The 15,193-nt window shown below is 70.0% G+C and carries 13 protein-coding genes; 12 read left to right on the top strand and 1 reads right to left on the bottom strand.

Annotation, left to right across the window (positions count from 1 at the left end):
- The first annotated feature begins 95 nt into the window (after window positions 1-95).
- The 3 genes from JOD31_RS05570 to JOD31_RS05580 all read left to right on the top strand — a co-directional run bounded on the left by JOD31_RS05570 (window position 96) and on the right by JOD31_RS05580 (window position 3,193).
- Window positions 96-1,682 carry a sensor histidine kinase gene (locus JOD31_RS05570; protein ID WP_204949259.1) on the top strand — a complete coding sequence of 529 codons (1,587 nt, stop codon included), beginning with the start codon at window positions 96-98 and terminating at the stop codon, window positions 1,680-1,682.
- Entirely contained in the window at window positions 1,679-2,365 is a 687-nt protein-coding gene (locus JOD31_RS05575) for a response regulator transcription factor (RefSeq protein ID WP_204949260.1), read from the top strand. Before JOD31_RS05570 ends, JOD31_RS05575 begins: the two co-directional genes overlap by 4 nt.
- Window positions 2,366-2,500: 135 nt before the next feature.
- The gene (locus JOD31_RS05580; protein ID WP_204949261.1) at window positions 2,501-3,193 is read left to right on the top strand and encodes a calcium-binding protein; all 693 of its coding nucleotides are present in this window, start codon (window positions 2,501-2,503) and stop codon (window positions 3,191-3,193) included.
- Window positions 3,194-3,200: 7 nt separating this feature from the next.
- Here JOD31_RS05580 and JOD31_RS05585 read toward each other — a convergent pair whose 3' ends face one another.
- Window positions 3,201-4,160, bottom strand: a complete 960-nt coding sequence (locus JOD31_RS05585) for a LysR family transcriptional regulator (protein WP_204949262.1) — start codon at window positions 4,158-4,160, stop codon at window positions 3,201-3,203.
- Between the two features lie 97 nt (window positions 4,161-4,257).
- On the opposite strand from JOD31_RS05585, the gene JOD31_RS05590 reads away from it, so the two are divergent.
- The 9 genes from JOD31_RS05590 (at window position 4,258) to glnT (ending at window position 14,908) form a co-directional block, all read left to right on the top strand.
- Entirely contained in the window at window positions 4,258-5,517 is a 1,260-nt protein-coding gene (locus JOD31_RS05590; RefSeq protein WP_204949263.1) for a sarcosine oxidase subunit beta family protein, read from the top strand.
- Between the two features lie 152 nt (window positions 5,518-5,669).
- The gene (locus JOD31_RS05595) at window positions 5,670-5,957 is read left to right on the top strand and encodes a sarcosine oxidase subunit delta (RefSeq protein WP_204949264.1); all 288 of its coding nucleotides are present in this window, start codon (window positions 5,670-5,672) and stop codon (window positions 5,955-5,957) included.
- Complete coding sequence (locus JOD31_RS05600; protein WP_204949265.1) at window positions 5,957-8,935, top strand: sarcosine oxidase subunit alpha family protein; 2,979 nt, start codon at window positions 5,957-5,959, stop codon at window positions 8,933-8,935. Before JOD31_RS05595 ends, JOD31_RS05600 begins: the two co-directional genes overlap by 1 nt.
- Window positions 8,928-9,506 (top strand): sarcosine oxidase subunit gamma, encoded by a 579-nt coding sequence (locus tag JOD31_RS05605; protein ID WP_204949266.1) that lies wholly within the window; start codon window positions 8,928-8,930, stop codon window positions 9,504-9,506. The genes JOD31_RS05600 and JOD31_RS05605 overlap by 8 nt, the downstream gene beginning before the upstream one ends.
- 79 nt (window positions 9,507-9,585) lie before the next feature.
- The gene (locus JOD31_RS05610) at window positions 9,586-10,314 is read left to right on the top strand and encodes a helix-turn-helix domain-containing protein (RefSeq protein WP_204949267.1); all 729 of its coding nucleotides are present in this window, start codon (window positions 9,586-9,588) and stop codon (window positions 10,312-10,314) included.
- A 158-nt stretch (window positions 10,315-10,472) separates the two neighbouring features.
- A complete protein-coding gene (locus JOD31_RS05615) occupies window positions 10,473-11,363 on the top strand; it encodes a class II glutamine amidotransferase (RefSeq protein WP_204949268.1) in 891 nt (296 codons plus the stop codon).
- A 35-nt stretch (window positions 11,364-11,398) separates the two neighbouring features.
- A complete protein-coding gene (locus JOD31_RS05620) occupies window positions 11,399-12,106 on the top strand; it encodes a GltB/FmdC/FwdC-like GXGXG domain-containing protein (RefSeq protein ID WP_204949269.1) in 708 nt (235 codons plus the stop codon).
- A gap of 13 nt (window positions 12,107-12,119) precedes the next feature.
- The gene (locus JOD31_RS05625; protein ID WP_204949270.1) at window positions 12,120-13,463 is read left to right on the top strand and encodes an FMN-binding glutamate synthase family protein; all 1,344 of its coding nucleotides are present in this window, start codon (window positions 12,120-12,122) and stop codon (window positions 13,461-13,463) included.
- Between the two features lie 158 nt (window positions 13,464-13,621).
- Window positions 13,622-14,908: a type III glutamate--ammonia ligase gene (gene glnT / locus JOD31_RS05630; RefSeq protein ID WP_204949271.1), complete on the top strand. Its 1,287-nt coding sequence runs from the start codon at window positions 13,622-13,624 to the stop codon at window positions 14,906-14,908.
- Window positions 14,909-15,193: the final 285 nt, after the last annotated feature.

Raw genomic sequence — 15,193 nt, forward strand, 5'->3', positions numbered from 1 at the left:
ATCGCGGTTCGCCCGGTCGACGCGCTCCCGGCCGCCCGTCATGATGCGCGCGCGGTCCGCCGCCCGACTCCCCTTACCTGGAGCCTGACCGGCCGATGACCGTGCGTTGGCGTATCTTCGTGTTCGAGATCGTGACCCTCGCCTTCGTGGCGCTGATGGTCGGGGTGACCGCGCTGTCGCTCAGGGTGGCGGACGATTTCGTGCGCCGCATCGACGGCGTCCACCACCGCTTCGAGGTGATCGCCGAGCTCGACGGCCACGCCAACAACTACGCCGAGCAGATCGCCGAGGTGCTGCTGCTCGGGCCGGAGCAGATGCCGGACTTCGAGGCCGCGCGCCGCAAGATGGAGGAGGCGTTCGAGCGCCTCGCCCGCGTCACGCGGGCCGAGGTGCTGACGCTCGACGGGGTCGAGGAGGTGCGGCGCGAGATCTCGGACGTCGAGATGACGAGCCGCATGAACGAGCTCTACCGCGCGATCGACCGCGCGGCCGAGCATGTCTTCGCCCTTCAGCGCGACGGCAAGCAGGCCGAGGCGGTCGGGCATTTCCGACGCGAGGTCGAGTACCGGCTGTCGAACGACTTCGAGACGCTGCTCGAGAACGCGCTGAAGGACGAGCGCGGCGAGGTCGCGAGCGAGCTCGCCGAGGTGCGCCGGCGCCAGCAGTGGCTGCTCTTCGGCGCGATCGCGCTGACGCTGCTCGCCGTCCTGTTCAGCGCCGGCTTCGGACTGATGCTGAAGCGCTCGATCGTGCGCCCGGTGCAGGATCTCGCCGAAGGCGCCAGGGCGATCGCGGACGGCGCGCTCGACGCCCGCATCCCCGTGCGCGGCCGCGACGAGTTCGCGGCGCTCGCCCGCACCTTCAACGACATGGCGCATGCGATCGAGGGCCAACGGGCGGAGCTCGTCACCGCGCAGCAGCGGCTGCACTCCGAGGTCGAGGCCCGCACCGCCGAACTGCGCCACGCCAACGACCGCCTGAGGGACGTGGACGCGCGGCGGGCGCAGTTCCTGGCGGACGTCAGCCACGAACTTCGGACGCCGCTGACGATCCTGCGCGGCGAGGCGGACGTCGCGCTGCGCGGGCGCGGCGACCCGGGCGACCAGGCGGAGGCGCTGTCCCGCATCCAGGAGCAGGCCGAAAGCCTCGGCTCACTGCTCGACGACCTGCTGGCCTTCGCCCGGTCCGACGCGGAAGACCAGAGCTTCGAGATCACTGTCACGCGCGGCCGCGACGTCGCAGCCGCCGCGGCCGCCGAGGGCGAAGCGCTCGCCGCCCCGCGCGACGTCCTGATCGAGACCGCCTGGAACGACGGCGGCGCGCTGATCGCGGCCGACGCGCGACGGCTGAAGCAGGTCTTCCTGATCGGCCTCGACAACGCGATAAAGCACTCGCCGGCCGGCGGACGAGTCCGCGTCGCGACGCTCGTCGCCGACGGACGGTTCGTGGTCGAGGTCTCGGACGAGGGGCCGGGCCTGTCGGAAGAGGATCGCGCGCACGTGTTCAGCCGTTTCTATCGGGGCCGCGCGGCCGACAGCGGCTCGACCGGCGGCCTCGGCATCGGTCTCGCGATCGCAAAGCTCATCGTCGAGCGGCACGACGGCGCGATCACGCTCGACAACAGGCCTTCGGGCGGCGCGGCGCTGACCGTGTCGCTGCCGCCGGCGGAGGCGGGATCGTGAAGATCCTGGTGGTGGAGGACGACCGCCGGATCGCCGATTTTCTGAGCCGCGGCCTGACCTCGGAGGGCTATCAGGTGACCGTCGCCCCGGACGGCCGCGACGGGCTGGAGCGCATCCGCTCGGGCGAGTTCGAACTGGTGATCCTCGACCGCATGCTGCCCTACGTCGACGGGCTCGAGGTCTGCCGGCTGGTGCGGCAGGAGCGGCTGACGGCGCTGATCCTGATGCTCACCGCCAAGGACGGGCTGCAGGACAAGATCGAGGGCCTCAAGGGCGGGGCGGACGACTACCTCACCAAGCCGTTCTCGTTCGACGAGCTGCTGGCGCGGCTCGAGGCGCTGAAACGCCGCCGGCCGGCGGAGGACACCCAGGCGACGCTCGCGGTCGGGCCGCTCACCCTCGACCCCGAGTCCCGTCGCGTGACCTGCCGCGGCCGGGAGATCTCGCTGACCGTGCGCGAGTTCGAGCTGCTGCGGTTCCTGATGGCGAACGCCGAGCGCGTCGTCAGCCGGCAGAGGCTGCTGAACAACGTCTGGGACTACACCTTCGACCCCGGCACCAAGGTGGTCGACGTCTACATCCGCTATCTCAGGAAAAAACTCGAGGACGACGGCCCTCCGTTCATCATCCAGACGGTTCGCGGCGTCGGTTACAAGATCTCGGGCCGAGACGTCGTGTCGTGATGCTTCGCCTCGTTTTCGCCGTCGCTCTCTCTCCAAATTCTAACCGACCGCTCAACGTGGTCTAACTGAGCCCGCTTAAGTTCAGCTCCAGAAGGCCGGGCGGCGCGCCCGCCCGCATCATGTGGAGCTGATGAGATGGCGACGATCAACGGAACGGCCGGCGCGGACCGCCTCGTGGGAACCGGCGCGGCCGACGTGCTGCGCGGCTACGCCGGCCAGGACAAGCTATTCGGCCAGGCGGGCGCGGACACGCTGTTCGGCGGCGACCAGAACGACGACCTCTTCGGCGGCGACGGCGACGATCGGCTCTACGGCGAGAACGGCGACGACGACCTTGAGGGCGGCGCGGGCGACGACCGGCTCGTGGGCGGCGCCGGCAATGACGATCTCGAAGGCGGGCTGGGGAACGACACGCTCTACGGCGGCGCCGGCAACGACGAGATCGACGGCGGCGACGGCGACGACCGGCTGATCGGAGACGCGGGCAACGATGAGCTCGACGGCGGAAACGGCCGCGACGTGCTGTTCGGCGGCGTCGGCAACGACGAACTCGACGGCGGCAAGGGCGTGGACGTGCTGAGCGGCGGCGCGGGCGCCGACATCTTCGTGTTCGAGACCGGCGACGGCAAGGACCGCATCACCGACTTCCAGGACGGGACCGACAAGATCGAGCTCGACGTCGACGGCCTCGGGTTCAACGACCTGATCATCCGCTCGAACGCGGCGGGCGACGCCGTGATCACCTGGGCCGGCAACACCGGCTCCTCGATCACGCTCGACGACGTGTCGGTGGCGAACCTCGGCGCGAACGACTTCATCTTCGACTGAGGCCGCCTCAGGCGATCTGAACGAACCGCGCCATCTCGGGCGCGACCTCGGCGAGCCGCGCGCGCAGACCTGCGCGGCTCGCCTCCGCGAGCTCCGCCGGCAGCCGGCCGAGTTCGTGCGCATAGGCGACGAGCGTAAGGCTGCGGGCGAACTCGGGACCGGGCAGCGCGGCGCAGACCACCGCCCCCGGCGGCGGAGCGGCCTCGACCACGCAGAGCGGCGTGACGACGGCGAAGCGGCCGCCCTCCGCCACCATCGCCGCCACCCCCTGAGGCGTGTCGAACGACAGCCGCCGCGGCGGCTCCAGGCCGATCCGGCGCAGGTGACGCTCGATCTCGACGCCGGTGCTCGAGCGCGCGCTGAACCGCACCAGCTCGAAGCGCTCGGCCAGGCCCCTCAGGTCCTCCATGGTCTCGACGGCGGGACCGCCCGGCGGCAGCATCAGCACGTAGGACTCGGTCAGGATCGGCCGGCGCTCGAGCCCGGCGACCTGCGCGAGATCGTCGACGCCGATCATCACGTCGAGGTTGCGCGACAGCAGGGCGCTGGCATGCGACGCCGTGAGCCCCGACAGGATCGCCACCTCGTCCGCCCGCTGGGCGATCGCGTCCGCGAGCGTCGGCCCGAGCGTGCGCGACAGCGAGTCGACGAGGCCGAGCCGCACCAGCGGAAACCGCGCCCTCCCCGCCTCCCGCAGCATCGGCGCGATCTGGCGCGCTTCGGAGACCAGCGCCGAGGCGCGCTGGCGCAGCAGGACGCCTGCGGGCGTCAGCGCGATCGGACGGATCGCCCGGTCGAACAAGCCGGCCCCGATCCGCGTCTCGAGCTCCGCCACCGCGAGCGACACCGCCGGCTGCGTGAGGCCCAGACGCCGCGCCGCCGCCGCCATCGAGCCGGCGTCGCAGACGGCGAGGAAGATCGTGAGCTGCCGGAGATCGAAGGGAAGGTCGTCGGGACGGGGCTGCATGGCCAAGCTCGCACTATAAGTCCGATTTATATCTCATAGCGCGCGGCCGTCGGCCATAGTGCGGCTCGTCCTGCTTCGCCATCACCCAGGCGCGCTCATGTCGACCGACCGGTACTCGATCTTTTCCGTGCTTCGCGAGGCGCTTCGCGGCCACACCGGCTGGAAGCCGGCTTGGCGCGAGCCCGAGCCGAAGGCGGCCTACGACATCGTCATCGTCGGCGGCGGCGGCCACGGGCTCGCGACCGCTCACTACCTCGCCAAGGTCCACGGCCTCACCAACATCGCGGTGGTCGAGAAGGGCTGGATCGGCGGCGGCAATGTCGGCCGCAACACCACGATCGTCCGCTCGAACTACCTGCTGCCGGGCAACGCGCCGTTCTACGAACACTCGATGAAGCTCTGGGAGGAGCTTGAGCAGGACCTGAACTACAACGCGATGGTGAGCCAGCGCGGCGTGGTGAACCTGTTCCACTCCGACGGCCAGCGCGACGCCTACGCCCGCCGCGGCAACGCCATGCGGCTGCACGGGATCGACTCCGAGCTGCTCGACGTGCCCGAGCTCAAGCGCATCCTGCCGATGCTCGACTACGACAACGCGCGCTTTCCCGTGAAAGGCGCGCTTCGCCAGAAGCGCGGCGGCACGGTGCGCCACGACGCGGTGGCCTGGGGCTACGCCCGGGCCGCGGACGGACGCGGCGTCGACATCATCCAGAACTGCGAGGTCACCGGCTTCCGCATCGAGGCCGGCCGCGTGGTCGGGCTCGAGACCTCGCGTGGCTTCATCGGCGCGAAGAAGGTCGGGCTCGCCTGCGCCGGCAACTCCTCGCGCGTGGCCGGGATGGCGGGCCTGCGCCTGCCGATCGAGAGCCACGTGCTGCAGGCCTTCGTGTCGGAAGGGATCAAACCTTTCATCGACACGGTCTGCACCTTCGGCGCCGGGCACTTCTACATCTCGCAGTCCGACAAGGGCGGCCTGGTCTTCGGCGGCGACATCGACGGCTACAACTCCTACGCCAGCCGCGGAAACCTGCCGACCATCGAGGACGTGGCCGAGGGCGGCATGGCGCTGATGCCCGCGATCGGCCGCGTGAAGCTTCTCCGGCACTGGGGCGGCATCATGGACATGTCGATGGACGGTTCGCCGATCATCGACCGCACGCCGATCGAGGGCCTCTACCTCAACGCCGGCTGGTGCTACGGCGGCTTCAAGGCGACGCCCGCCTCCGGCTGGAGCTTCGCGCACCTGATCGCGACCGACACGCCGCACGAGACCGCGACCGCCTACCGGCTCGACCGCTTCGCGACCGGCCGCGTTATCGACGAAAAGGGCGTCGGCGCCCAGCCGAACCTGCACTGAGGCCGAAGCGATGAAGACGATCACCCGTCATCCCGGCCGGAGCGGCGCAGCCGCGCAGAGCCGGGATCGTCAGGCGCGCAAGACGCCCCTCCTGAAAACGATCCCGGCTCTCCGCTTCGCTGCGGCCGGGATGACGCTGGAGCCCTGATCCCATGCGCATCCCCTGCCCCTATTGCGGCGTCCGCGGCGTGGACGAGTTCTCCTACCTCGGCGACGCCACGCTGGTCCGGCCCGACGCCTCCGTGCCGAACGCCGAGGCCGCCTTCGCCGACTACGTCTATCTGCGCGACAACCCCGCCGGCCGGCACCGCGAGCTGTGGCAGCACGCGGTCGGGTGCCAGTCCTGGCTTGTGGTGACCCGCGACACCCGCACCCATGCGATCGAGCAGGTCGAAGCCGCCCGCGACATCGCGGCGGCGCGCGCTTCGGGAGCCGAATGATGAGCCAGCCGAACCGCCTCGCCTCCGGCGGCCTGATCGACCGCGCGACGCCGCTCGCCTTCACCTTTGACGGCCGCGGCTACACCGGCCATCCCGGCGACACGCTGGCCTCCGCCCTGCTCGCGAACGGCGTGACCCTCGTCGGGCGCTCGTTCAAGTACCACCGCCCGCGCGGCATCCTGACCGCTGGCTCCGAGGAGCCGAACGCGCTGGTGGAGCTCCGAACCGGCGCGCGGCGCGAGCCGAACGTCAAGGCGACGGTCGCCGAGCTCTACGACGGGCTGGAGGCGCGGAGCCAGAACCGGTTTCCGTCGCTTAGCTTCGACCTGCTGGCGGTGAACCAGCTCGCCTCGCCAGTGTTCGTGGCGGGCTTCTACTACAAGACCTTCATGTGGCCGGCGAAGCTTTGGGAGAAGCTCTACGAGCCGCTGATCCGCCGCGCCGCGGGCCTCGGCCGCGCGGCGGAGGCCGCGGATCCCGACGCTTATGAGAAGACCACGGCGCACTGCGACGTGCTGGTGATCGGCGGCGGTCCCGCCGGCCTCTCCGCGGCGCTCGCCGCCGGCCGCGCCGGGGCGCGGGTGATCCTGGCCGACGACGACTCCGTGCTGGGCGGACGGCTGCTGTCCGATCGCCTCGCCGTCGGCGAGGGCAGCGCGGCGCAATGGGCGGCTTCCGCCGCGGCCGAACTCGCCAGCCTTCCCGACGTCACCGTGCTGACGCGCGCCTCCGTGGTCGGCGCCTACGACGGCGGCGTCTACGGCGCCCTGGAGCGTGTGTCCGACCACCGCGCGACGCCGTTGCCGCACCAGCCGCGCCAGCGGTTCTGGCGCATCGTCGCCAAGCGCTGCGTTCTCGCGGCCGGCGCGCTGGAGCGACCGATCCCGTTCGGGAACAACGACACGCCCGGCGTGATGCTCGCCGGCGCCGTGCGCAGCTACCTCAACCGCTTCGGCGTCGCGCCGGGCAAGCGCGCGGTCGTCTACGCCAACAACGACGACGCCGCGAAGACCGTGCTGGACCTCACAGCAGCTGGCTGCGAGATCGCCGCCGTGGTCGACGCCAGCGGCGACGCGCCCGCGCTCGCCGCCGCCGCCCGCTCCGCCGGCGCGCCGCTGATCTTCGGCGGCGCGGTCGTGCGCGCCTATGGCGGCCAGTCGGTGAAGGGCTGCGCGATCGCGGATTCCCGCGGCCGCAGCTTCAACGTCGCCTGCGACCTCGTCGCCGTGTCCGGCGGCTGGAACCCGTCGATCCAGATCGCGACCCACCTTGGCGGCAGGCCCGTCTGGGACTCGCCGCGCTCGGCTTTCCTGCCGGGCTCCCCCCCTCCCGGCATGGACGTGGCCGGCGCCGCCTCCGGCGCGTTCGAGCTGGCGGAGGCCTTCGCCGAAGGCGGTCGCCTCGGAACCGAAGCCGCGCAGGAGTGCGGCTACACGGCGGCGCCGTTCGACGCGCCGCAGACCGAGCCCGAGACCGACGCCGTCCATGGCCACGGGCCGTGGAAGCCGAAGACGTCGCGCGGCAAGGCCTTCGTCGACTTCCAGAACGACGTGACGGTGAAGGACGTGGAGCTCGCCGCGCGCGAAGGCTTCAAGTCGGTCGAGCACCTCAAGCGCTACACCACGCTCGGCATGGCGACCGACCAGGGCAAGACCGCGAACGTGGTGGGCCTCGCGCTGATGGCGGAGATCACCGGCCGTTCGATCCCGGACACGGGCACCACGCTGACGCGGCCGCCCTTCACGCCGGTCGCGATCGGCGCGCTCGGCGGCGCGCACCGCCACAAGGAGTTCCGCCCCACCCGCCTGCCGCCCTCGCACTTCTGGGCCGAGGAGCAGGGCGCGGCCTTCGTCGAGACCGGGCTTTGGATGCGCGCGGCGTACTTCCCGCGCGCCGGAGAAGCCGACTGGCTCGAGACCACCATCCGCGAGGTCAATACCGTCCGGACCGCCGTCGGCGTCTACGACGCCTCGACGCTGGGCAAGATCGACGTGCAGGGCGCGGACGCCGGCGTCTTCCTGGACCGCGTCTACATCAACGGCTTCTCGACCATGCCGGTGGGCAAGGCGCGCTACGGCGTGATGCTGCGCGAGGACGGCTTCGCCATGGACGACGGCACCGTCGCGAGGCTGAGCCCGACGCATTACTACGTGACGACCTCGACGGCGCACGCGGCGCAGGCCATGCGGCATCTCGAATACTGCCGCCAGTGGCTGTGGCCGGAGCTCGACGTCCACCTCGCCTCGATCACCGACCAGTGGGCGAAGTACGCCATTGCCGGTCCCCGCTCGCGCGACGTGGTGACGGCGCTGGTCGACGACGCCGACGTGTCGGACGCCGGCCTGCCCTACCTCGGCGTCAAGGAGGTCACCGTCGGCGGCGGTGTGAAGGCGCGGCTGTTCCGGCTCTCGTTCTCGGGGGAGATGGCCTATGAGCTCGCGGTCCCCGCCCGCTACGGCGACGCGACCATCCGCGCGATCATCGCAGCCGGCGAGCCCTTCGGCATCTGCCCCTACGGCGCCGAGGCGCTTGCGGTCATGCGCATCGAGAAGGGCCACGCGGCCGCAGCCGAACTGAACGGCACGACCACGGCGTTCGACCTCGGTCTCGGCGGCATGATGTCCAAGAAGAAGGACTACGTCGGCCGGGTCATGGCCGAACGCGGCGCGCTGACCGATCCGGCGCGTCCGCGGCTCGTTGGCTTCAAGCCGGTGGACCGCTCCGCGCGGCTCCGCGGCGGCGCCCACTTCATCCCGCGCGAGGCGACGCCGACCGCCGACAACGACCAGGGCTACATGACCTCGGTCGCCTACTCGCCCTCGAACGGGTGCTGGGTCGGGCTCGGCTTCCTCGCGAACGGTCCCGAGCGCATCGGCGAGATCGTCCGCGCCGTCGACCCGGTGCGCGACGGCGACGTCGAGGTCGAGGTCGTCGCTCCCGTCTTCGTCGATCCCGAAGGAGTCCGCGTCCGTGGCTGAGCCTCTCGTCGCCCGCTCGGCCTTCCGGCCGCACGTCGCTCCCCTCGCCTCGCCCACAGGCGTCGCCGGCGTCACCCTGCGCGAAGCGGAGGGCCTGACCCTCGCCTCGGTCGCGGCCTTCAGGGGGCGCGAGGCCGAACTCGCCGACGCCGTCCGCGCGGCCTACGGGATCGAGCTTCCGGCCGGCCCGAAGCGCGTCGCCTCGGGCGATGTCGCCTTTGTCGGCGCGGGACCCGGCAAATGGCTCGCGGTCTCGTCCGGGGCCACGGACTTCGCCGGCCTCCCCGCGGCGGTCGCGGACCAGTCCGACGGCCGTACGGTTGTCCGCGTCTCGGGTCCCCGCGCCCGCGAGACGCTCGCGACGCTGACGGCGATCGACCTGCATCCCCGCGCCTTCGGCGTGGGCGACGCGGCGCTCACCCACGCGGCCTCGATCTCGATCCACCTCTGGCAGGTGGTCGACGCCCCGACCTATGAGATTGCAGTGTTCCGCACCTTCGCCGCCACGTTCTGGCGCTGGATGGTGGAGGCCGCTCAATCCCGCGGCGTAGAGGCGCGGCACGGCGGATAGGGGCTGACGAACGCAAGGCTTGGGGATCGGAACAAGGTTGGCTAGCCTGTAGGGACGTTTCCTGCGAGGAAAAGTTCCTATGGCCAGCAAGACCGCGAACATCGTCGCCAAGCCGGCCGCGCCCAAACCCGCCGTCGCGAAAGCCGCGGCGGAGCCTGTCGCGCCCCAGCTCGTCGCGGTCGAGTCGAGCGATGACGAGGACTACGTCACGGGCTCCGGCGCTCCGGCCGCGCCCGAGCGGCGCACGCTCGAGCAGGCGATCGGGCTGCAGATCCGCCACCACCGCAAGCTCATGGGCCTGACCGTCGCCGAACTCGCGGCCGCGGCGAGCGTGTCCACGGGCATGCTGTCGAAGATCGAAAACGGTCAGATCTCACCGTCCCTGACGTCGCTGCAGACGCTCGCGGCGGCGCTGAACATGCCAATCAGCCTGTTGTTCGCCGGCTTCGAAGAGCGGCGCGACTGCAGCTTCGTGCCCGCCGGCCAGGGCGTCGTGATCCAGCGGCGGGGCACCAAGGTCGGCCACAACTACGAGCTGCTCGGCCACATGCTGGGCGGGGCGATCGCCGTCGAGCCCTACCTGATCACGCTCACCGAGGACGCCGCCCCCTACACCGCGTTCCAGCACGAGGGCACCGAGCTGATCTACATGCTGACCGGCGAGGTGGTCTACGCCCACGCCGGCAACAGCTACCACCTCAAGCCCGGCGATTCGCTGCTGTTCGATTCCGGCGCGCCCCATGGCCCCGAACGGCTGGTGGTGAAGCCGATGACCTACCTCTCCGTCATCATGTACGAGAAGGAATGACGGCGTCCCTCCACGGGACAGGCTGGCCGTTGGGAATTCAGGGGGCGAGTTTCTTCTGAAGAATTTTTTTTTCCGCTTCATTGACGCGTTGACGCGCTGCGGATAGCTTCCGGTCTCAAGGCCCCCGGGCCACAGCACTCGAGACAGGGAGCGCCTTCATGTGCGGCATCGTCGGTCTGTTTCTGAAGGATAAGGCGCTCGAGCCGAAGCTCGGCGAGATGCTGAGCGGTATGCTCGGCACCATGTGCGGCCGCGGGCCGGACTCGGCCGGCTTCGCCGTCTACGGCGCGGGCGAGAGCGACGAGGTGAAGCTCACCCTCCGCGCCGCCGAGGGCTATGATTTCGCAGGCCTCGCCGCGAAGCTCGGCGACGGCGCCGAGGTCCTCCAGCGCGCGACCCATGCGGTCCTGACCGTTCCCGCCGCCGACGAGGCCGAGGTCCGCGCCAAGCTCGCGGAGCTCGCCCCCGAGGTGACCGTGGTCGGCGCCGGCGCCCGCATGGAGCTCTACAAGGAGGTCGGCATGCCGACCGACGTCGCGGTCCGCTTCGACCTCGCCAAGATGGCCGGCACCCACGGCATCGCCCACACCCGCATGGCGACCGAGAGCGCGGTCACGACCAACGGCGCGCATCCCTTCTCCACCGGGCTCGACCAGTGCTTGGTGCACAACGGCTCGCTGTCCAACTTCCGCACCGTTCGCCGCAACCTCGAGCGCGCGGGCGTGACGATCCAGACCGAGAACGACAGCGAAGTGGCCGCCGGCTACCTGACCTGGCGCATGAAGGAGGGTCGCTCGCTCGGCGAGGCGCTCGAGGACAGCCTCGACGATCTCGACGGCTTCTACACCTTCGTGGTCGGCACCGAGTCCGGCTTCGGCGTGCTGCGCGACCCGATCGCCTGCAAGCCCGCGGTGATGGCCGAGACCGACCAGTACGTCGCGTTCGGTTCCGAGTACCGCGCGCTCGCCGGCCTGCCCGGCATCGAGAACGCCAAGATCTTCGAGCCTGAACCCGCCAAGGTCTACTTCTGGGACCGCGCCGCGGCCTGATGACGACGACAACACCCAACCAGGGGGCGCCGCTCATGAACGCGAGCACGCAGAGCCATTCCTTCGACCTCGCCACCGCCAAGGTCCGCGACCTCAACGCCGCGCTGCACGCGCTGAAAGAGGGGTCGAACGCCTCGCTGTGGCGGGTGTCGAACCCGCGCGGCCTGCACGCGCTGGCGGCCGGCCTCGACGCGCCGGTCACCGTCGAGATCGACGGGCCGGTCGGCTACTACTGCGCCGGCATGAACAAGCAGGCGACCGTGATCGTCCGCGGCAACGCCGGCGTCGGCATCGGCGAAAACATGATGTCCGGCCGCATCGAGGTCGAGGGCGACGCGAGCCAGGCCGCGGGCGCCACCGCCCACGGCGGGCTGCTGTTCATCCGCGGGCAGGCCGGCGCCCGCTGCGGCATCTCGATGAAGGGCGTCGACATCGTCGTCGGCGGCTCGGTCGGCCACATGTCGGCCTTCATGGCGCAGGCCGGCACGCTCACCGTGCTCGGCGACGCCGGCGAAGCGCTCGGCGACTCGATCTACGAGGCGCGGCTCTACGTGCGCGGGCAAGTAAAGAGCCTCGGCGCCGACTGCGTCGAGAAGGAGATGCGCGACGAGCACAAGGCGCAGCTGTTCGAGAAGCTGAAGGCGGCCGGCCTCGAGGGCCAGGTCGATCCCTCCGACTTCAAGCGCTACGGCTCGGCCCGCACGCTCTACCACTTCCACGTCGACAACGCGTCCGCGTACTGAGGGACAGACGACGATGAACGAGCACGTCAAGGGCCCCGCGGCCCCGCGCACCCTCCCCCGCGAGAGCGCCACCTTCGACGCCTACACCCTCTCCGAGATCCGCCGCGCGGCGGCGACCGGCATCTACGACATCCGCGGCGCCGGCGCGAAGCGCAAGCTGCCCCACTTCGACGACCTGCTGTTCCTCGGCGCGTCGATGTCGCGCTACCCGCTCGAGGGCTATCGCGAGAAGTGCGGCACCGGCGTCGTGCTGGGCGACCGCTTCGCCAAGAAGCCGATCGAACTCAAGATCCCGATCACCATCGCCGGCATGAGCTTCGGCTCGCTCTCGGGGCCGGCCAAGGAAGCGCTCGGCCGCGGCGCCTCCGCGATGGGCACCTCCACCACCACCGGCGACGGCGGCATGACTCCGGAGGAGCGCGGGCACTCGACCAAGCTCGTCTACCAGTACCTGCCCTCGCGCTACGGCATGAACCCGGACGACCTGCGCAAGGCGGACGCGATCGAGGTCGTGGTCGGCCAGGGCGCGAAGCCCGGCGGCGGCGGCATGCTGCTCGGCCAGAAGATCTCTCCGCGCGTCGCCAAGATGCGGACGCTGCCCGAAGGCATCGACCAGCGCTCGGCCTGCCGTCACCCCGACTGGACCGGCCCGGACGACCTCGAGATCAAGATCGAGGAGCTGCGCGAGATCACCGACTGGGAGAAGCCGATCTACGTGAAGGTCGGCGCGGCGCGGCCCTATTACGACACCGCGCTCGCGGTGAAGTCCGGCGCCGACGTGGTGGTTGTCGACGGCATGCAGGGCGGCACCGCCGCGACGCAGGAGGTGTTCATCGAGAACGTCGGCATCCCGACGCTCGCCGCCGTCCATCAGGCCGTGAAGGCGCTGCAGGATCTCGGCATGCACCGCAAGGTGCAGTTGATCGTCTCCGGCGGCATTCGCAACGGCGCCGACGTGGCGAAGGCGCTGGCGCTGGGCGCCGACGCCGTCGCGATCGGCACCGCGGCTCTGGTCGCGCTCGGCGACAACGATCCGCGCTGGGAATCCGAATACGAGGCGCTCGGGACCAAGGCCGGCGCTTACGACGACTGGCACGAGGGTCGGGATCCCGCGGGCATCACCACCCAGGACCCGGAGCTGATGAAGCGTCTCGATCCGGAGATCGCCGGCCGCCGGCTCGCGAACTACCTCTCGGTCATGACGCTCGAGGCGCAGACCATCGCCCGCGCCTGCGGCAAGAGCCACGTCCACAACCTCGAGCCCGAAGACCTCGTGGCGCTGACGATCGAGGCCGCGGCCATGGCGAACGTCCCGCTCGCCGGCACGAACTGGATCCCCGGCAAGACCGGGTTCTGAACGACGAAGAACAGAAGGTCCGCCGACGTCCCCCGGAGGGCCTTCCGTCCTTCGGAACGCGGCCGGCGCCTCGCCAATGGGTTGGAACGCCGAAGGAGAGAGCCGTGAACATTGAGGTTAGACCCCAAAAAGGGGCGATCGAGGGGACTGCAGTGGCGATGGATCTTTCGGAAACCGCGCGCGAACGCGGCATCAAATACTTCCTGATCTCCTACACCGACCTGTTCGGCGCGCAGCGCGCCAAGCTGGTTCCCGCCGCCGCGATCGGCGACATGCAGAAGGCGGGGGCCGGCTTCGCGGGCTTCGCCACCTGGCTCGACATGAGCCCCTCGGATTCCGATCTGTTCGCGAAGCCCGATCCGGACAGCCTGATCCAGCTGCCGTGGAAGCCGGAGGTCGGCTGGCTCGCCGCCGATCTCTGGATGGACGGCAAGGAAGTCGATCAAGCGCCGCGCAACCTCCTGAAGCGCCTGATCGCCCGGTCCGGCTACCAGATGAAGTCGGGCATCGAGCCCGAGATGTTCCTGGTCAACGCAGACGGCACCCGGATCTCGGACCCTGCCGACACCGCCGAAAAGCCCTGCTACGACCAGCAGGCCCTGATGCGGCGTTACGACGTGATCACGGAAATCTGCGACGCGATGCTCCAGCTCGGCTGGGCCCCCTACCAGAACGACCACGAGGACGCGAACGGCCAGTTCGAGATGAACTGGAACTACGGTCCGGCGCTGCAGACCGCGGACCAGCACGCGTTCTACAAGTTCATGGCGAAGTCGATCGCCGAGAAACACGGCCTGCGCGCCACCTTCATGCCGAAGCCGTTCTTGAACCTTACCGGCTCGGGCTGCCACGCCCACGTGTCGCTGTGGGACGGCGGGAAGAACCTGTTCGCGGACCCGGCAGGGGAGCTCGGCGTCAGCCAGCTCGGCTACCACTTCATCGGCGGCCTGATGCACAACACCGACGCGATCTGCGCGCTGACCAACCCGACCGTCAACTCGTACAAGCGCATCAACGCTCCCCGGACGACGTCGGGCGCGACCTGGGCGCCGAACTCCATCACTTACACGGGCAACAACCGCACCCACATGATCCGAATCCCGGATGCGGGTCGGTTTGAGTTCCGTCTGGGCGACGGCGCGGCCAACCCCTACCTCCTGCAGGCCGCGATCCTGGCGGCCGGCCTCGACGGCATGGAGAACAAGCGCGACCCGGGCAAGCGCCTCGACATCAACATGTACACGGACGGCCACACGGTCACGGACTGCAAGAAGCTGCCGCTCAACCTGCTCGACGCGATCCGGACGTTCGAGTCCTCTCCCGCCACGAAAGCGATGTTCGGCGAGGAGTTCGTCACCGCCTACGCCAAGCTGAAGAACCAGGAGTGGAACGCCTACACGCGCCACCTGACGCAGTGGGAGCGGGACAACACGCTGGACTGCTGAGCGCTCGGTCGGAAACGGGATCAAGTCGCCGAGTTCGGGCGGCATGCCCCGGTTTGTTCGGGGAATGACGAACATCGTCGGGGTTCGACGACGAAGTCGCGAACCGACCAAGAGCTCCTTCCCCCGGGAGAGCCTGAGAAAGCGCCGGAGCCGCAAGGTTCCGGCGCTTTTTTCGTTGCGGCGAAAGCAGACGGCGGCCGCGGTCCGAATTGACGCGATGCACAACAGTTAGGCGATTGACGGCGCGTATTTAGTCAGTAGGTTTCTCTTTAAGACTAAAAATAT

It is taken from the genome of Methylopila capsulata (genome assembly GCF_016907975.1).
GTDB lineage: Bacteria > Pseudomonadota > Alphaproteobacteria > Rhizobiales > Methylopilaceae > Methylopila > Methylopila capsulata.